The sequence below is a fragment of the Kurthia gibsonii genome (assembly GCF_006539985.1).
GTDB lineage: Bacteria > Bacillota > Bacilli > Bacillales_A > Planococcaceae > Kurthia > Kurthia gibsonii.
This window is the reverse complement of record NZ_BJOB01000012.1, coordinates 43,292-61,852: the sequence shown is the minus strand read 5'-3', so window position 1 is coordinate 61,852 and position 18,561 is coordinate 43,292. Positions and strand designations below refer to the sequence as shown.

At 38.3% G+C, this 18,561-nt stretch carries 17 protein-coding genes; 14 read left to right on the top strand and 3 right to left on the bottom strand.

All coding sequences use genetic code 11. The features are described from left to right. Positions 1 to 58 precede the first annotated feature (58 nt). The 3 genes from KGI01_RS05890 to msrA form a co-directional block, all read right to left on the bottom strand. Positions 59 to 835, bottom strand: a complete 777-nt coding sequence (locus tag KGI01_RS05890; RefSeq protein ID WP_141273921.1) for an SH3 domain-containing protein — start codon at positions 833 to 835, stop codon at positions 59 to 61. A gap of 151 nt (positions 836 to 986) precedes the next feature. After that, positions 987 to 1,892 carry an AEC family transporter gene (locus KGI01_RS05885; protein WP_141273920.1) on the bottom strand — a complete coding sequence of 302 codons (906 nt, stop codon included), beginning with the start codon at positions 1,890 to 1,892 and terminating at the stop codon, positions 987 to 989. Between the two features lie 64 nt (positions 1,893 to 1,956). After that, on the bottom strand, positions 1,957 to 2,502 hold the full coding sequence (gene msrA, locus KGI01_RS05880; protein ID WP_141273919.1) for a peptide-methionine (S)-S-oxide reductase MsrA: 546 nt from the start codon (positions 2,500 to 2,502) through the stop codon (positions 1,957 to 1,959). Positions 2,503 to 2,626: 124 nt separating this feature from the next. On the opposite strand from msrA, the gene KGI01_RS05875 reads away from it, so the two are divergent. From KGI01_RS05875 to KGI01_RS05810, 14 genes are all read left to right on the top strand, one after another. Beyond that, the gene (locus KGI01_RS05875) at positions 2,627 to 3,571 is read left to right on the top strand and encodes an LCP family protein (protein WP_141273918.1); all 945 of its coding nucleotides are present in this window, start codon (positions 2,627 to 2,629) and stop codon (positions 3,569 to 3,571) included. Positions 3,572 to 3,621: 50 nt separating this feature from the next. Then, positions 3,622 to 4,845 (top strand): AI-2E family transporter, encoded by a 1,224-nt coding sequence (locus tag KGI01_RS05870; RefSeq protein WP_141273917.1) that lies wholly within the window; start codon positions 3,622 to 3,624, stop codon positions 4,843 to 4,845. Positions 4,846 to 5,113: 268 nt separating this feature from the next. After that, the gene (argC, locus tag KGI01_RS05865) at positions 5,114 to 6,148 is read left to right on the top strand and encodes an N-acetyl-gamma-glutamyl-phosphate reductase (RefSeq protein ID WP_141273916.1); all 1,035 of its coding nucleotides are present in this window, start codon (positions 5,114 to 5,116) and stop codon (positions 6,146 to 6,148) included. A 14-nt stretch (positions 6,149 to 6,162) separates the two neighbouring features. Continuing rightward, complete coding sequence (gene argJ / locus KGI01_RS05860; RefSeq protein WP_141273915.1) at positions 6,163 to 7,389, top strand: bifunctional glutamate N-acetyltransferase/amino-acid acetyltransferase ArgJ; 1,227 nt, start codon at positions 6,163 to 6,165, stop codon at positions 7,387 to 7,389. Next, a complete protein-coding gene (gene argB / locus KGI01_RS05855; RefSeq protein ID WP_141273914.1) occupies positions 7,352 to 8,131 on the top strand; it encodes an acetylglutamate kinase in 780 nt (259 codons plus the stop codon). The genes argJ and argB overlap by 38 nt, the downstream gene beginning before the upstream one ends. After that, positions 8,128 to 9,261 (top strand): acetylornithine transaminase, encoded by a 1,134-nt coding sequence (locus KGI01_RS05850; protein WP_141273913.1) that lies wholly within the window; start codon positions 8,128 to 8,130, stop codon positions 9,259 to 9,261. Before argB ends, KGI01_RS05850 begins: the two co-directional genes overlap by 4 nt. A 210-nt stretch (positions 9,262 to 9,471) precedes the next feature. Further along, positions 9,472 to 9,903, top strand: a complete 432-nt coding sequence (locus tag KGI01_RS05845) for a hypothetical protein (protein WP_141273912.1) — start codon at positions 9,472 to 9,474, stop codon at positions 9,901 to 9,903. A gap of 13 nt (positions 9,904 to 9,916) precedes the next feature. After that, positions 9,917 to 10,228 carry a hypothetical protein gene (locus tag KGI01_RS05840; RefSeq protein WP_141273911.1) on the top strand — a complete coding sequence of 104 codons (312 nt, stop codon included), beginning with the start codon at positions 9,917 to 9,919 and terminating at the stop codon, positions 10,226 to 10,228. 170 nt (positions 10,229 to 10,398) lie between these two features. Next, positions 10,399 to 10,656 (top strand): hypothetical protein, encoded by a 258-nt coding sequence (locus tag KGI01_RS05835; protein ID WP_141273910.1) that lies wholly within the window; start codon positions 10,399 to 10,401, stop codon positions 10,654 to 10,656. 123 nt (positions 10,657 to 10,779) lie between these two features. Beyond that, positions 10,780 to 12,303: a CoA-acylating methylmalonate-semialdehyde dehydrogenase gene (locus tag KGI01_RS05830; RefSeq protein WP_141273909.1), complete on the top strand. Its 1,524-nt coding sequence runs from the start codon at positions 10,780 to 10,782 to the stop codon at positions 12,301 to 12,303. A gap of 123 nt (positions 12,304 to 12,426) precedes the next feature. Further along, a complete protein-coding gene (locus KGI01_RS05825) occupies positions 12,427 to 13,986 on the top strand; it encodes an amidohydrolase (RefSeq protein WP_141273908.1) in 1,560 nt (519 codons plus the stop codon). 135 nt (positions 13,987 to 14,121) lie between these two features. Further along, entirely contained in the window at positions 14,122 to 15,666 is a 1,545-nt protein-coding gene (locus KGI01_RS05820) for a PucR family transcriptional regulator (protein ID WP_141273907.1), read from the top strand. Positions 15,667 to 15,783: 117 nt separating this feature from the next. Further along, entirely contained in the window at positions 15,784 to 17,133 is a 1,350-nt protein-coding gene (locus tag KGI01_RS05815) for an aspartate aminotransferase family protein (protein WP_255314746.1), read from the top strand. 23 nt (positions 17,134 to 17,156) lie between these two features. Next, a complete protein-coding gene (locus KGI01_RS05810; RefSeq protein WP_141273906.1) occupies positions 17,157 to 18,554 on the top strand; it encodes an amino acid permease in 1,398 nt (465 codons plus the stop codon). The last annotated feature ends 7 nt before the right edge of the window (positions 18,555 to 18,561 follow it).

Here is an 18,561-nt window from a genome sequence, read left to right as displayed (position 1 = left end):
AAACAGATCCACCTGATAAAAAAACAAGGAAGCCTTAAAGGGCTTCCTCGCTTTGCTTTTATTTTGTTAATTGGATAAACGTTTTACCTCGGTCTTTTGTTTGGATTAGTCCTTTATTTGGTGCGTAGTAGTAGGTCATTTTGCCATTTTGGGTCACAACGACATTTTTAAATGTGCCAGCTTTTGTTTTAGCAGTGGCTTTTGTTTGCGTAATTTTTGTTTTTTGACCAAGTTCGCCAGACCAGATTAAATTCTTTTTAATTGGGTATTTGATAGAAAGGGATAAATATCCATCTTCTATATCACCTGTATAAAGCCCTTTGCTTGTATCATATTCTGTAATCCCGAACTGTGTTGGTGAAGATTTATAGAACCAGAAGTTTGTAACTGCTGGACTCGGTTTGTACGTTTTTAAGAAAGAAGCGGTAAATGTACGCGCATAAATCGAACCTGCATTCATTGGTACGTCGTAGCGATATTTTTTAGAAATATCTCGCGCGTAATGTGTGCCTGTTTTAGAAGAAACTTTTTTCAACGCAGATGTTTTTACATAGGCATATTGGAATTGATAACGAATTTTTGAGAATCCGTTCTTCGTTTGTCCTGTAACAATGACAGCACTATTCTTCGGTAGTTTCACATATTTTTTTGAATTAGCAGAAGGTTTACTGAAAATATGAACGGTTTTATTCGGTTGAACTTCTCTGAATTGTTCAACGGAAACCGTTTTATAGGTGCTCTTGGCTTGAGAAAAGGTAGGTGTTAACGTCAAAATACTAAATGCGACAGCGGTAGTTGTGATGAATGTACCTGTTTTTTTGAATAGATAAGACATGATGAAGACCTCCTCTTTTCCACCTACAAGGATAAAATATTATGTATAGGTAGGATATTAAGATATATATTCCCTGAAAAATCAGACATAAACAGTTTTTTAATAAAAAAACCTCACGTATCTATTAGACGAACCGTGAGGGTAAAAAGTTTTAAACTCCTAAGAAAAATAAAACAATCGGAATACTGATGATACTCAGTAGTGTTGTCACTAATGTTGTGAACGAAACGAGATCAGGCTTTGTATTAAATTGTAGTGCAAGCATTGTCGTATTTGCGGCAGCTGGCATCGCAGCTTGTAAAATTAAAACGGATTTTACAAGTGGAGGTAAAGGCATGAAATACAGAATAGCTGCTGCAATAAGTGGTGAAGCGATAATACGAATGATTGTTGTTGCACCCATTGCTACATAATTGACACGTTTTCTTGAAATCACAGCTAACTGCATCCCTAAAATAAGCATGACCACAGGAATGGAAGCATCTGCGATTAAGTCAACAGCATTCATGACAGATTGATGTACTGGTACATGAATTAGTTGTAAAACTAAACCGATGACAGCACCCCATAAAACGGGCATTTTCAATGCCTTTTTAAAGGATACGCTTAAGCTTGGGGAGTCGTCACTACCCACAGAAGCAATAAAGATACCAAGCGTATTCATAAAGAGGGAGTGAATAACCATAATAATGACAGCAATATGAAAGCCTTCGTCACCAAATGCAAATAATGCAACAGGCGCTCCGTAGTTACCACTATTCATGAAGACAGCACCAAGCATGACAGCAGATGTTTCTGAACGGTCACTATGTAAGAGGCGCGTAACAAGGAATGTTACGATGAACAGTAGAACACACAATAAAATCGCAAACGAAAAAATATACATGTAATCGATATTAATCGGTGTCATATAAAATGTTCGGAACGCTAATACGGGTGACATGACGTATAGTGTTAAAGTGGAGATGTTTTTAATATTAAAATGAAGAATGCGTTGACCAATAAAACCTGTTGAAAATACGAGCAGTACAGGTAATATAACAAGAAATAAATCCATAAAGTCACTTCTTTCTACCAAAAAAACAATGAAATAAAATGAGAACCTTTTTTATACAATAACGTCACATAGACGTATCTTCATCCCAATGTGATGAAATGAATTCATCGCGTCCAGATTGCGCACGGTCTTCTTTATATTCTTTTGGCTTCTTTTTATAAAAGTCTTGATGGTAATCCTCTGCGATGTAAAATGTCTCGGCTGGTACAATTGGTGTAACAATCGGCTTTTTAAATTTACCAGACTTAGCCAATACTTCTTTTGATTGTTCAGCAAGTACACGCTGTTCTTCATTATGATAAAAAATCATTGCACGATAATTTGAACCGCGGTCTTGGAATTGACCTTCGTCGTCAGTTGGATCAATTTGTTGCCAAAATAACTCCAAAAGTTGCTCATAGCGGAATTGTGTAGGGTCATAAATGATTTCAACCACTTCTGTATGACCGGTTTCACCTGTTTTAACTTGTTCATACGTTGGATTTTCAACAGTTCCACCCATATAGCCAGATGTAACAGATTCGATTCCATCCCACTCGATGAATGGTTTAACCATACACCAGAAACAGCCACCGGCGAATGTTGCTTTTTGTAATGATTGATTGGACATAAAAGACCTCCTAAAAGAAAGATGTAAAATATTTTTTTAATATAATAACTACTCAAAAAATTGTAGAGAGCATGTTACTATTATAAAGAAGAAAACGATGAGACGAAAGGAGAATTTAAACGATATGGCACAAACACGAAAAAGAAGAAAAAAAGGTAAGTTACGAAAAGGAAGAATCTTTTTTACAGCATTATTTTTACTCGCAATCATCGGTGGCGTTTATTTTTACCTACAATATAAATCTGGAGAACAATTAGCTGTTGGAGAAGAAGCTCCTGAAAAAGCAACGTTGGAGTTTAATGGTGACCCACAAAGCAGTAAGGAGATTGAGAATATTCTATTAGTCGGTATTGATTCGCGTGGCGAAAAACAATCACGTTCTGATACGATGATGTTAGCTTCATGGAATAAAGCAACAAATGACGTCAAATTAGTTTCATTCATGCGCGATATTTATGCCGATATCCCGGGTTACAAAAGTTATAAACTAAACACAGCTTACTATTTAGGTGGAGCTGATTTATTGAAAGCGACATTGAAACAAATGTTTGATGTAGAAATTAATCATGTAGCGGTAGTTGATTTTAAAAATTTTGAAAAAGTAGTAGATGTTGCTGCTCCGAATGGGGTAGAAGTAACTGTGCCACATGATATGTCAAAAAATATTGGTGTCGAGTTGAAAAAAGGAACACAACGTCTGAATGGTAAAGAACTACTTGGGTTTGCACGTTTCCGCTATGATGCACAAGGCGACTTTGGACGTGTTGAACGTCAACAACAAGCAATTGAAGCATTGAAAAAAGAAGTTCTTCAAGTTGAAAATGTGAAAAACTATCCTAAATTACTTGGTGTTGTGCAAGGGTCAATTCAGTCAGATTTAACGAAGGGTGATCAGTTGAAGATGTTATTAGGTGCTGTAAAAGGCGGCGATGTAAAAATCGAAAAATTAACGATTCCTGTTGAAAATAGTTATACATTTGCGAATGTACCCGGTTCAGGATCAGTCATCCAAATCAATTTAGAACAAAATATCGAAGCACTGGATAAATTCTTACGCTTTAACCAATAAAAGGTGTATACTGAGAACAATAGAGAAATAGAAAGAGTTGGAGGTGTGCTATGGAACCGAATAAAAGAGATTTTTTTAACACACGGTTTATTCAGTTTTTAGGCGGTAAAAATTTGCTTTTTGGATTAGTCACATTAATTTTAATGGGAATTGCTTTGTATCTTTACACAAAGGTCTCATTCATTTTTGAACCAATTATCGTATTCGTCCATACAGTACTGCTACCTGTTGTATTAGCAGTGATTGCCTTCTATTTACTACGACCAGTCTTAAAATTATTAATGAAGTGGCGTATTCATCGCGTATGGGCAATTCTCATCATTTATGTTGCACTCGCAGGGTTGATTACATTGCTTGTGACGCTTGTTGTACCATTTTTACGCGAGCAATTTATGAATCTAATTACAGAATTCCCTCAATATTTTGTTCAGTTCTTAGATACCATTCAAAAATTTGTTGAAAGTTCGAAAGTTGCAGCAATACTTGATAAGTATGACCTGCGGCTTGACCAAGCGATTAATAATACAACAAAAGAAATTAGTGATTATGTAAAAGATGGAGCCGGTCAGTTAGGTAAAGGACTTGCGACAAGTATCACAGGTTTTTTAACGACATTAACAGGCATTGTATTAGCACTTGTAACTGTTCCATTCATTTTATTCTACTTATTAAAAGACGGTGAAAAATTACCACGTGCTTTTATGAAATTATTACCACCATCTTTACGTGGCGGTACAGAGCATGTATTAAAAAATGCGGATCACCAAATTAGTAGCTACATTCAAGGACAAATTATCGTGTCCTTCTGTATAGGTACGATGGTGACGATTGGTTTCTTAATTATCGGACTTGATTATGCTGTACCACTTGGTTTTTTAGCTATGATTACATCTGTCGTACCTTATCTAGGACCTATCATAGCCATTACCCCCGCAGCCATTATTGCGATTGTAACGGCACCTGTCATGCTATTAAAATTAGCTGTAGTTTGGACGATAGTACAGTTAATTGAAGGGAAGTTCATCTCACCACAAGTAATGGGTAAATCATTACATGTGCATCCAATTACGATTATTTTCGTTCTATTAACAGCAGGTTCGTTATATGGTGTAGCAGGAGTAGTACTGGGGATTCCAGGATATGCAGTCTTAAAAGTAGTTGTATCGCATTTATGGAACCTGTTTAAAAAGCGTTTTAATAAATTCCATGATGATCACGAACAATATGAAGTGATGGAATGGAAAGATGAGCAAGACGAACAACCGAAATCATAAATAGAGACATTGAGTGAATAAAGATACATGGAAATGTATGTTTTAAATCGCTCAATGTTTTTTTATGCACGAATAAAAGAAGCAATTTAACGAATACAAGCTCATTTATAAAGAAAGAGAGGATATAAATTGCGTGAGAACCTCTTTTGTAAAATAAAATGCTGAATTAAAACGGAATTTTCTAAAATTTTCAAAATAAATAAAAATACATTTGACATTATAAATATACATTTATATAATATGAATATCATATGAAAGAGGTGATTCGATGAAAGTGGGCATCATTGGTGCAACAGGTTATGGAGGATTAGAACTCGTTCGGCTACTAAGCAGTCATCCAGCAGTCCAAGAGATTCAATTATTTACTTCTTCAGAAGAAGGGATATCATTCTCAGCAAAATACCCGCACTTAACAACATTATATGATCAGCCGCTTGAAGCGATTACGAAAGAAGCCATAGCACAATTAGATGTGGTCTTTCTTGGAACGCCTTCTGGCATATCGGGTCAATTAATTCCGGAAATCTATCATGAGCAAACAGTCTTTATCGATTTATCAGGAGATTTGCGATTAAAGAATATTGAAAATTATGAAAATTGGTATGGTAAAAAAGCTGCCCCACAAGATTTAGTCAATCAAAGCGTTTATGGTTTATGTGGTTGGAATGATGCAGCAATTAAAGAAGCACAAGTGATTGCGAACCCGGGTTGTTATCCGACAGCGACGTTACTTTCTATTCTACCTTTATTGCAAAAGGGGTTAGTAAAGCATCACAATATTATTATTGATGCGAAAAGTGGTGTATCTGGTTCAGGTAATAAGCCATCACAAATGACGCACTTTACAGAAACAACCGAAGCTACAACGATTTATAAAATTAATCATCATCAACATATTCCAGAAATTGAGCAAGCGATTGAATTATTTACAGGAAAAGTTGAGCCGATTACATTTTCAACACATCTTGTTCCGATGATTCGTGGCATTATTACGACGAGCTATTTACAAGTTGAATCAGGGGTAACGGAAGAACAGTTATATAGAGCGTATGAAGATGTATATGCAGATGATCCATTCATTCGAATTGTACCAAGTGTACAAAAGTTAAGTACGAATCAAGTGCGTGGAACGAATTACTGCGATATGACGATTAATTTAGATGCACGAACGAATCGCTTAACCGTTGTTGCGGTGATTGATAATTTAGTGAAGGGTGCAGCAGGACAAGCAATTCAAAACATGAATAAAATAATGGGATATGAAGAACAGGCAGGACTAAAACAAGTACCGCTGTTCATCTAAAAGGAGAGCAAAGTATGGCACAAATCGTTGAATCAGTAAAAAAGTTAACAAGTGAAAGTATTATTGCGCCAAAGGGATTTAGTGCAGCAGGTATTCATTGTGGACTAAAGCATAAAAAGAAAGATTTGGGCATGATTGTAAGTGAAGTACCAGCGAGTGTAGCAGGTGTATTCACAACGAATGCGATTAAAGCAGCACCGCTTGTATTGACGAAAGAGACAGTCTATACGAATGAAAAGATGCAGGCAATCATCATTAATTCAGGTAATGCCAATGCATGTACAGGTACACAAGGTATAGCAGATGCACTACAAATGCAGCAACTGACAGCAGAGAAGTTGGGGATTTCACCGCAACTTGTAGGTGTAGCTTCAACAGGTGTTATCGGTGAAATTATGAAGATGGACAAAGTAGTAGCAGGCATTGATATGATTCAACCAGGACATACACTTGAAAATGCGATTGACTTTGCACAATCGATTTTAACAACAGATACGGTTATGAAAAATACAGCGTATGCAGTCGAGATTGATGGACAAGAAGTCATCATTGCAGGTGTTGCAAAAGGTTCAGGTATGATTGAGCCGAATATGGCGACAATGCTTGGTTTTATTACGACAGATGCGAATATCGAACAAAAAGAGTTACAAGCATTATTAAAGAAAACAACGGATACGACATTTAATGCGATTACAGTAGATGGTGATACATCAACGAATGATACGGTTCTTGTATTAGCTAACGGTTTAGCTCAAAATAACCCATTAACACCAGAACATCCACAATGGTCGATTTTTGAAGATGTTTTTGTCAAAGTAGCAGAAGATTTATCAAAAATGATTGCACAGGACGGAGAAGGTGCGACGAAGCTAATTGAAGTAAAAGTTGAAGGTGCAATTACGGATGAAGAAGCACGTAAAATTGCGAAAACAGTTGTTGGATCACCACTTGTAAAAACAGCCGTATTCGGTTGTGATGCGAACTGGGGACGTGTTATTTGTGCCATTGGCTATAGCGGCTGCACAATTGATCCGACAGATATTCTAATCAAAATCGGTGATACAACGGTTGTTGAAAAGGGAGAACCGATTCCTTTCTCTGAAACAGAATTAACAGCGTACTTAAAAAATCATGAAGTGAAAATTTATGCGAACTTACATCAAGGAGATGGTGTAGGAAAAGCATGGGGATGTGACTTAACCTATGACTATGTCCAAATCAATGCCACATACAGATCGTAAAAAAAGAATGGTCATCAAATTAGGTGGAAGTATGTTAGAAGGTTTGAATGAAACATTCTTTCAACACTTAAAAGAAGTGCAACAAACATATGATGTCATTATCGTTCATGGCGGTGGTCCAGCGATTAATGAGGCACTTGCGCAGGCAAATATAGCCACACATAAAATTGACGGTATTCGTGTAACAGATGAACAAGCCATTCATCTCGTAGCAAATACACTCATTAGTGAAGTGAATCCAATGCTAGTTGGTCAACTCAATCAAGCAGGTATCAAAGCGATTGGATTGAATGGTCAAGATGCGAAGTTATTACGGTGCCATTATTTAAATAAAGAAGTATTTGGCTATGTAGGGGAGATCGATACAGTCAATATGGCGATATTAGAGCAGTTACAAGCACTGAATATTCTACCTGTCGTTGCATGTATTGGTGCGACAAATACAGGGCAACTTCTCAATATTAATGGAGATACTGTAGCTTGTGATGTAGCACTTGCCAATCAAGCTGATGAACTATTATTTGTGACAGATGTAGATGGCATTCGTATTGAAGATGTATCGATTCAGCAGACGACTGCACAGCAAATTCAAGGGTGGATTACGACAGGTGCAATCTACGGTGGCATGATTCCAAAAGTAGAAGCAGCGATGACCTGCGTCGATGCAGGAATTCCAGCAGTGAAAATCGTCGGTGCAACGCTACAAGGAACGACTATTTTAAAAGAGAAGGTGACACAATGAGCGCATTATTTCAAAATTATCATCGAAGACCTGTTCATCTTGTGGAAGGTAAAGGGACGTACGTATGGGATGATCAACAAAAACGCTATTTAGATTTTACTAGCGGTATTGCCGTCTTGACGTTGGGGCATTGTCCTGAGGAATTAGTTCAAGCGATGAAAGCGCAAAGTGAAAAATTGTGGCATACATCAAATTTATATACAAGTCATGCACAAGAAAAGTTAGCGCATGATCTTGTGAAAGATACACACCTTGCTCACGCTTTCTTCTGTAACTCAGGAACAGAAGCGAATGAAGCTGCAATCAAATTGGTACGTAAACATACGAAAAAACATAAGATGATTACATTTGAACAGTCTTTTCATGGACGTACTTTTGCGGCGATGAGCGCAACTGGACAAGCAAAGGTTCATAGTGATTTTGGACCGATTGTTGATACATTTGAATATGTACCATTTAATGATGTGGCAGCACTTGAAGCAGCAGTAGACGATGAAACCGCCGCAATCATGTTAGAAGTCGTACAAGGAGAAGGCGGTGTACACGTTGTCACGCCTGAATTTGCCGAAGCGATTCAACATATTTGCGACGAAAAAGGGATCTTACTCGTAGTCGATGAAGTACAGACTGGTATTGCGCGTTCAGGTACACGCTATGCTTTTGAACAGACAGCTTTAAAACCACATATTGTCACACTCGCAAAAGGACTTGGTGGTGGGTTCCCAATCGGCGCTATGCTTGGGACAGCGGAATTATTCGATACATTCAATGCGGGTACACATGGTTCGACATTCGGTGGAAATCCGATGGCGATGGCAATCGCACAAACCATTGTAGATGTAACATTCAATGATCCATTCTTAGAAAAAGTGAAAGCATCTTCTACCTATTTTAAAGAACAACTCGCGATTCACTTACCAGAAGTAGAAGTACGTGGTATGGGATTACTACTTGGAATTGAATTAACACAACCGATTCCAGAAGTTGTTGCGGCATGTGAAGAAAAAGGTTTACTCGTTGTCGGAGCAGGTGCGACTACACTAAGGCTCTTACCACCACTAAATGTAAGCCAACAAGAAATTGATGAAGCAGTGCAGATTTTAAAACAAGTAATGCTTGTAAATGTCTAATTAATATACGTGAATTAATGTGTTCAGAGAATCACCATTCACGCTGTATACCTCTTAAATATCTGTGGTTTGTCATAGACGGTGCGGAACAGGGACCAAACCGTCTGTGAAAATCACGCCTAATTCACTTCCTAATAAAACTAGGGAGATTTTTTTATGTATATATTTACCTTTTTATATGTTAAAATGGAAGAAAGTGGGGGTGTTAGAGTGACGGTACATACAATCGAGGGGAAAATAGAACAACTTCAGATGGAAAAAACATATATTTACCTACAAACAAAGGATTTCATTATGCATCTACCGATTACAACAGAAGTCATAGATTGGGAAGCAGGTGACACTATTTCGCTACATAAAATACCTGCTCAAAGTTATTTTCGCCTCTATCGTTTATATGGACAATATGTATTATTCATTTCTGAAAAATCGACTTTTTATGGACTATATGAAGGAATCTATGATGAGGTGACATCGTGTATTAGCGACGTTTGTATGATTCGTCATAGCGCACAGACGAAAAAATACGGCGCACGTCTAACGGACGGAGCGTATGTCATTGCACTTTGTAAAATCACGACACGCAGTATTCCACCGCAGTCGACACCAACTGCCTTATTCGTATTCCGAAAAAACACATAGGAGCGTGAACAACATGAAAGCAAATCGTACCGTTTTAACGATTGTCGGTATCATTGTACTAGCTGTAATAGGTTGGGGAGTTTATATGATGAATGAAGTCGTTGTTGCTGAAGAACGTATTGAACTATCAGACAAGAACATCATTAAAAAAGATAACCATCAATACATTCAAATCGAGAGAAAAGACTATGAACTTACAGACTCACTCGCAAAAAACATTGATTCTAAAACAGAGCGCGAATATGTAGTCAGCTACCGCTACAACAAGCTATTCAAAAACAGCGGCGAAATGACATCGATTCGTAAATACGGTCTACAGAATTAGAAGGTTTATTTTAGATAGTAGTAAAACATTTTATCTCAATGTACAAGACGACGATTATACAGTCGTCTTTTTAATTGGCAAGATATCTATAGAGGAAGCGTTCATTTTTGGTGTGTTACAATATTTAATGAAGTGAACTTCTAAAAACAATTGAAAAGAGTAGGGTACAGATGAAATTAAAAGGTTTCATAAACATCATGATTGTGATGTGGGTTGTCCTCAATTTAAAAGATATGCAGTGGAATGATCCACATATTTTTACGAAGATTGTTGTGATGGTAGCCGTTTTATGGCTATTAGGTCATGATTTTTTACGATTTGAACAACAGCAAAAACATGAGAAAATTGGACGTACGGTCTTCCTAAGTGTTTTGATTGGCTACCTTTTTTACGAACTCGAAGGCTATATACTTACATACTTCTTTTGAACACTTTACACTTTGTCTAATTCTCGCTTTTGAATCATTACGCATCGTGCAATTTTTCTGTATCTATTATATGGTAAATTATGTGTAAGTAAAAGATTACTAGCAGATGAAGGGGTGTTTTAGATGACAGTAGAACAAAAAGTACAGCAGTTACATCATTATGTGAATGGTGAAAAAGTAGCAGGTAAGAGCGGTGATTATGCATCGGTTTACAATCCGTCTAAAGGTGAAGAAATTGCGCGTGTACCACTTGCATCACGTGTGGAAGTACGCGAAGCGATTGCGACAGCGAAAGCAGCTTTCAAAGGGTGGCGTAATACGTCAGTTGGTAAGCGTGTTGAAATTCTCCATCGTTTCCGTCAATTACTTGTAGAACATGAACAGGAATTAACAGAGCTGATTTGTACGGAGAGTGGGAAAACACGTGAAGATGCAAAAGGGGAAATCACACGTGGTTTAGAGTCAGTAGATATGGCGATTGCTGCACCGCAAATGTTAAAAGGAGAATACTCTGTTAACGTGGGTGGTCAGATTAATGCCTTTTCTCGTAAAGATGCACTCGGTGTTGTTGGAACGATTGCACCTTTCAACTTCCCAGTAATGGTGCCGCTTGCGATTACAAGTATGGCTGTCGCGGTAGGAAATGCGGTCATTTTAAAGCCATCTGAAAAAGTACCCATGTCGGCATTATTCCTATGTGAACTATGGGAAAAAGCAGGTCTACCAAAAGGTATATGGACGGTAATTAATGGTGGTAAAGAAGCAGTAGATGAGCTACTTGAGAACAAAGATGTACAGGCCATCTCATTCGTTGGCTCAACACCAATTGCAGAGTATATTTATGCAACAGGTACAAAACATGGTAAACGTGTGGCAGCATTCGGTGGCGGTAAAAACTTTATGGTCATCATGCCAGATGCGGATTTAGACCAAACAGCGAATGCGTTCTTAGGTGCTGCATATGGTGCTGCTTCGCAGCGTTGTATGGCGATTTCAGGTGCTATTCCAGTCGGTGAAGACACTGCGAATCGTTTTGTGGCGATTTTAAAAGAAAAAATCTCACAACTAAAAGTCGGCGATTATCAAGAAGTCGGCATTGATTTCGGGCCTGTTATCACACAGCAATCAAAAGATGTTGTCATCGAATCAATCGAGCGTGCCATTTCAGAAGGCGCAGAAGTTGTGGTTGATGGACGTGATTGGGATATTGTAAAAGAATCAAAAGGATTCTTCGTAGGTCCAACATTACTTGATCATGTACAGCCAGGCATGCATGCATACGAACAAGAAGTCTTCGGTCCTGTTCGAATCGTGACACGCGTCTCAACATTACAAGAAGCAATCGATTTAATTAATGCACATGAACTAGGAAATGGTGTAACGATCTTCACGAATAATGGTGGCGCAGCTCGTCACTTTGAAGATGAGATTGATGTAGGTATGGTCGGTGTCAACGTACCGATTCCAATTCCTGTTGGTTATCATAACTTTGGTGGCTTTAAACGCTCAAAATTCGGTGAAGGGCATATGTTTGGTCCAGATCAAGCGCGCTTCTTTACAAAAACAAAAACCATTTCTGAAAAATGGCTAACAGCGGATGAGCATGCGACAACAGCGTTCTCATTCCCAAGTAACCAAGATGCGTAAATAAATGATTGAGAGAAGTAGGTGTTCGTACCTGCTTCTCTTTTTTTCGAACAGAATTACTTTCTTTTTAATCGTTAAAAAGAGATAATAGAGAGAATAAATGGAAAAAGGGGTGATGTGTACGTGAAAAAAGTTTGGATCAACGGCACAATTTACACAATGGAATCAGAAGGCGATACGATAGAGGCGGTTTTAACAGAAAATGGGCGCATTATAGCATGCGGCTCTACCGAAGATTTAAAAAAAGAAGCAGATGAAATCATTGATTTACAAGGGGCAGTGATGTATCCCGGCTTCGTTGATAGTCATTTACATATGATTGGCGTAGGACTACAGTTAATGCGACTCGACTTATCGTCCGTCCAATCAAAAGAAGAAATGTTATATTTACTCACGATTGCAAGCCAAAATATACCTGAAGATAGTTGGCTCATTGCGGAAGGTTTCAACGAAAATCAATTTTTAGACCCGACGATTCCGACATTACAAGAACTCGATGCAATTCGTCAAGGACCGATTGCAATTAGTCGTATATGTCGTCATGTCTATTTAGGAAATACAGCTGCATTACGCGCCGCTAATCTAGAAAATTACACAGATTCAGATAAGGGGTCTGTCGGACGCGATGAACAAGGGAATTTAACAGGGCTTGTCTATGAAGCGGCAGCAGAACAATTGCGTGATGCTCAAATTCAAGAGGGTGAGCAATATGTGAATGAATTAAAAAAAGCTTTGAATGTCGCAATGGATACAATGTTATCAAAAGGATTAACAGCAGGTCATACCGAAGATTTCGCTTATTATGGACCTTACCAAGAACCGTATCGTGCGTACCGCGAAGTTTTAGCTGAACGACAAGATTTTCGCTGTCATCTACTTATGCACTACTATGTATTTGAAGAAATGATGGAAGCGAATCTTACGTTTGATGAACCATTTATGGAACGCGGTGCAATGAAAATTTTTGCGGACGGTTCATTTGGCGGTTCAACAGCGGCACTGGTTGAAGATTATGCAGATCAATCGGGATGGAAGGGAACACTCATTCAAACAGATGAGGAGATGGCGAAATTATTCCAGCTCGCACGAAAATATGACGCGCCCATTGCGGTTCATGTCATTGGTGACGCCGCAGCAGAGCAAGTCGTAACGATGATGGAAAGTTACCCAGCGGCTGAAGGTGTGTGCGATCGATTGATTCATGCGTGTTTAGTGAATGAAGATTTATTAAAGCGCATCGCAAAACTGCCTGTTGCAGTCGACGTTCAACCGACATTTGTGACATCAGATTTTCCTTGGGTAGCCGAGCGACTCGGTGAAGCACGTCTACCATATGCTTATGCATGGAAGTCATTACTTGAACATAGAATCCCATGTGCAGGAAGCAGTGATGGACCGATAGAGAGAATCGACCCGCTACTTGGAATTGAAGCGGCTGTCACACGTAAAAAAGACGGTGTTGTATATGGTGTAGAACAATGCATCAGTCGTTTCGAAGCAATTCAAATGTATACACGTGGCGGCGCAGAAATTATTGGGAAGTCACATGAGCGTGGAATGATTAAAGAAGGATTTGTAGCTGATTTTAGTGTGTTTGACCGAGATTTATTTCAAGGAACGATTTCAGAAGCGCAAGCAGTCATGACGGTTGTCGATGGACGCATTGCTTATCAACAAGGTTGATTATACAAAAAGTTTAGGTGTATGAATGCCTAAACTTTTTTATTTGAAAAATCTAAATTTTAAGAAATAAATCAAAAAAGTTATAGAATTCCGACAAAACTACATTATAATAGATAGCATAAAAGAGGTGAAAATGTGCAAAATTTACAATTACAATTAGCAGATATTTTACAATACGAGCAATTTCAATCGGCAGAATGTATGACGGGAAATATCAATCGACTTGTGAAGTGGGTACATATTATTGAAAATTCAGCTGTAGGTCATCTCATGAAAGAACATGAACTCATTTTAACAACAGGAATGGGGATTCATAAAGATGTCGATACATTTGAACGTTTTTTAGATGAACTCATCGCCAAAAACTGTGCAGGGCTATGCATTGAATATGGTCGTTACGTTCAGTTAATTCCAACAACCATTCTACAAAAAGCGAAAAAACATCAATTTCCGATTGTTGTTTTTCACAAAGAAGTGTCTTTTAGTGATATTACACAAGAAGTACATCGCCAAATTATCAGTCATCAGTACCAATTAATTGAGCGACTGGAAGCCTATACACATACACTGAGTAAGGCATCGCTCACATCGAATCGACCAGAAGCATTACTTGAAGTATTGGTCGAGGCAATTGGTGGACAGTGTATTTTACAACTAACAGATGAAAAAGCGGTCTATTATCCAAAATGTGATGCAGCGAAAAAAGCGCGTCTTGAAAAAGAAGCGCCTTTAATAAAGGAGATTTTATTATTATCCCAGCAATACGGTCAATTGAAATGGTATGGATTACATAGTGGAAGTGAGTCTTTGTTTTTAGAGAGAACTGCACTATTTATCGCACAAATTATTTTAAGGAAGCTATATTCAATTGAGAAAGAAACGGTAGCACAGCAACTTTGGAAACAGGATTGGCTTGAAGGACGATTATCGAAGTCGGAAATTTTGCAGCATCTTGAAAAAGAACATGAACGTATTCGTATAAAGCAGATGACCGTTTTGTATGTGAATGTAGCAAATGGTCAGCTGGAAGGACAAGAAGGCTTTGATGATGTGTACTTTACATTATATGCCCGCAATGTTTTTGAAAAACGTGGCTTTACAATCTGTACAACGAATCATCAGGAGCATTATTATATGATTATTTTTAATCAGCGCGATGAAGCTTCAATGATGACGCGGTTACGGGAGGCTGTGTTAAAGATTAAAAAGATTTTCAAAACAGACACCGTTACACGCATTGCGACAGGTAAAACAGTTGAATCAGTGGAAGATGTACCGACTGCATATGAAACTGCCAGAACAACGATGCATATTCGAAAAGTATTGCAGACGACAGATTGTTTGTATGAAGATGTGTTATTAGGGCATATGATTTTAAATTTACAACAAACAATGGATGTAGAGCAGGTGATGACGCAATATCTCGGACCATTAATTGCCTATGATGAAAAACATTCATCGGAGTTACTCCCAACATTGCGCGCTTATTTAGCAACGAATTGCTCCAAACAGGAAACAGCTCAAAAATTATATATTGTGCGTCAAACATTATATCATCGTTTGAAAAAAATAGAAGAATTAATCGGAATGGATTCGAGTGAACCACATCATCGTATGATGTTTGAGATGATGCTATACGTAAAAGAGTTTATAGAAAAATCTTCGAAAATTCATGAATAAGCTAACTTATGTAAAAATATTCTGTTAATTATTTTACATTATGTAACATACATTTCTTCCTTTCATGTCAGATAATACAAGTAAGAAAGACAACATGAATGAGAAGGAGTGGTTGATGTGTCTAAAACACAAACAGAAATGAACGCAAAAGCAGTAGATGAACAATATCTTTGGCATGGGATGAAACCGTATAATCCGCAAGCAACAATGATTATAGAAAAAGCACATGGTGCACGTATTCAAGACTCAGATGGTCATGAATATATCGATGCGATGGCAGGGTTATGGTGTGTAAATGTTGGTTATGGGCGTGAAGAAATCGCAAAAGCTGCTTACAATCAAATGGTGAAAAATGCTTATGCGCCATTATCGCAATCACATCCACCAGCGATTCAACTCGCAGAGAAAGTAAATGAATTACTAGGTGGTGGCTATGTAGTATTCTTCTCAAATAGTGGTTCGGAAGCAAATGAAGTCGCTTTCAAAATTGCACGCCAATATTATGCGCAACAAGGAAAAGCATCTAAATATAAAATTGTGTCGCGCTATCGTGCATACCATGGAAATTCGATGGGATCTTTAGCAGCAACAGGTCAAGCAGAACGCAAATACAAATACGAACCGCTTGCGCCGGGCTTTTTACATGTTGCACCGCCTGATGAGTACCGTCAACCAGAAAAAGCATCTGAACCGACTGCACTTCCTTCTGTTCAAGCAGTCGACCATGTCATGACATGGGAGATGGGTCAGACGATTGCAGCTATGATTATGGAGCCAATTATTACAGGTGGCGGAGTGATTATACCGAATGAGCAATATATGCGCGGTATAAAAGAAGTATGTGAAAAACACGATGCATTACTCATTGTTGATGAAGTAATTTGTGGTTTTGGACGTACAGGAAAGCCGTTCGGACATCAACACTACGGTGTAAAACCAGACATTGTAACGATGGCAAAAGGGATTACAAGTGGTTACTTACCACTATCTGCAACTGCTGTGAAGCGAGAAATCTATGAAGCATTCAATGGGAGTGAGATGTATGACTATTTACGACATGTCAATACATTTGGCGGTGCAACAGCGAGTTGTGCAGCAGCGCTTAAAAATATTGAGCTAATGGAGCAAGAACAGCTATTTGAACGATCATCTATTAAGGGAGCAGAAATCTTACAAACACTTCAAGAACAGCTTGAAAATCATGCACTTGTTGGCAGTGTACGTGGAAAAGGTTTATTAATTGGTATTGAGTTAGTAGAAAATAAAGAGACAAAACAACCTGTAGCCGTTCAGGTTGTGAATGACATCATTGCAGCGTGTAAACAACAAGGCATCATCATTGGGAAGAACGGTGCAACTGTTGCAGGATATAATAATGTCCTAACATTATCACCACCACTCAATACAAGTGATGAAGATTTACAAATGATTGTCGATACCGTTGTGAAAGCCATTTGGGATAAATAGCAAAGCATAAAGGGGTGTTGTAGATGAATGAAGGTCAGTCGTTACAAAAGGGGTTAAAAAAGAGGCATATGACGATGATCGCCATCGCTGGTGTTATTGGCGCGGGACTCTTTATGGGGAGTGGTTCAGTTATTCACTTAGCTGGACCTGGCGCCATCTTATCGTATGTGATTGCAGGAACCATTGTTGTCCTTGTGATGCGCATGTTAGGGGAGATGGCAGCTAAAAATCCTTCCAGTGGCTCATTTGCGATTTATGCAAGTCAGGCACTTGGAAAATGGGCAGGATTTTTAGTTGGTTGGCTTTATTGGTTCTTCTGGGTAATTGCGATTGCGCTAGAAGCAACTGCAGCAGCAGCCATCATTCAATATTGGTATGATGGAATTCCGCTTTGGTTATTAAGTTTAATCTTAACTTTAACATTAACGGTTACCAATTTAGTATCTGTAAAAGCCTACGGTGAATTCGAGTATTGGTTCTCATTAATTAAAGTAGTTAGTATTATTGCATTTTTAGCAATCGGTGCATTTATTATTTTCGGCATCGTACCAGGATTTTCATCAGTTGGCTTTACAAATTTAGTAGGTCAAGGTGGGTTCTTACCGAATGGATTTGGCGCAGTCATGATGGGGGTTGTCATTGTCATCTTCTCATTCATGGGAACAGAGATTGTCGCGATTGCAGCAGGGGAATCTGCTGAACCAGTGAATGCAGTTCAAAAAGCGACGAATTCAATCATCTGGCGTGTTCTTGTCTTCTTCGTCGGTTCGATTACCGTCGTTGTGACATTGCTTCCATGGGATTCATCGAGTATTTTAACAAGTCCTTACGTTGCAGTACTCGACTATGTCGGTATTCCAGCAGCAGCGCAAATTATGAACTTTGTCGTTTTAACTGCTGTATTATCTTGTCTGAATTCAGCACTGTATGCAACATCTCGTATGTCTTTTGCTTTAGCAGAAGAAGGACAAGCACCGAAAATTTTCTTAAAGTTGAATAAGCGCGGCGCACCTGTTTATGCCATTTTAGCAAGTACATTATTTTCGTATATTGCCGTAATTATGAATTATGTATCACCAGAAGCAGTCTTCATGTTCTTAGTCAATTCATGTTCAGCGATTACATTAATTATGTATTTCATCATTGCAGCTTCTCAACTTGTGATGCGTCGTCGTGCGATTAAAGAGGGAACAGAACATGAACTTGTATTACGCATGTGGTTATTCCCGTATTTAACAATTGGTACGATGATTATGGTAGGAGGACTTGCTGTAGCGATGTTCTTTATTCCAAGTATGCGCTCTCAAATTCTCTTTACAGCAGTCATTGTAGCGACAGTCATGCTTATGTATTACTTTACACAACGTAAAAAAGCACCTGTTGACCTGTTACAACCAGAACCTGAAACACCGCTTGAATAATAAAAAG

What these genes read in the sequence shown, in the direction of transcription:
- KGI01_RS05885 (WP_141273920.1), bottom strand. Translation starts at nt 1,892, where the DNA reads ATGGATTTATTTCTTGTTATATTACCTGTACTGCTCGTATTTTCAACA.
- msrA (WP_141273919.1), bottom strand. Translation starts at nt 2,502, where the DNA reads ATGTCCAATCAATCATTACAAAAAGCAACATTCGCCGGTGGCTGTTTC.
- KGI01_RS05830 (WP_141273909.1), top strand. Translation starts at nt 10,780, where the DNA reads ATGACAGTAGAACAAAAAGTACAGCAGTTACATCATTATGTGAATGGT.
- argJ (WP_141273915.1), top strand. Translation starts at nt 6,163, where the DNA reads ATGGCACAAATCGTTGAATCAGTAAAAAAGTTAACAAGTGAAAGTATT.
- KGI01_RS05890 (WP_141273921.1), bottom strand. Translation starts at nt 835, where the DNA reads ATGTCTTATCTATTCAAAAAAACAGGTACATTCATCACAACTACCGCT.
- argB (WP_141273914.1), top strand. Translation starts at nt 7,352, where the DNA reads ATGACTATGTCCAAATCAATGCCACATACAGATCGTAAAAAAAGAATG.
- KGI01_RS05850 (WP_141273913.1), top strand. Translation starts at nt 8,128, where the DNA reads ATGAGCGCATTATTTCAAAATTATCATCGAAGACCTGTTCATCTTGTG.
- KGI01_RS05835 (WP_141273910.1), top strand. Translation starts at nt 10,399, where the DNA reads ATGAAATTAAAAGGTTTCATAAACATCATGATTGTGATGTGGGTTGTC.
- argC (WP_141273916.1), top strand. Translation starts at nt 5,114, where the DNA reads ATGAAAGTGGGCATCATTGGTGCAACAGGTTATGGAGGATTAGAACTC.
- KGI01_RS05810 (WP_141273906.1), top strand. Translation starts at nt 17,157, where the DNA reads ATGAATGAAGGTCAGTCGTTACAAAAGGGGTTAAAAAAGAGGCATATG.
- KGI01_RS05840 (WP_141273911.1), top strand. Translation starts at nt 9,917, where the DNA reads ATGAAAGCAAATCGTACCGTTTTAACGATTGTCGGTATCATTGTACTA.
- KGI01_RS05875 (WP_141273918.1), top strand. Translation starts at nt 2,627, where the DNA reads ATGGCACAAACACGAAAAAGAAGAAAAAAAGGTAAGTTACGAAAAGGA.
- KGI01_RS05870 (WP_141273917.1), top strand. Translation starts at nt 3,622, where the DNA reads ATGGAACCGAATAAAAGAGATTTTTTTAACACACGGTTTATTCAGTTT.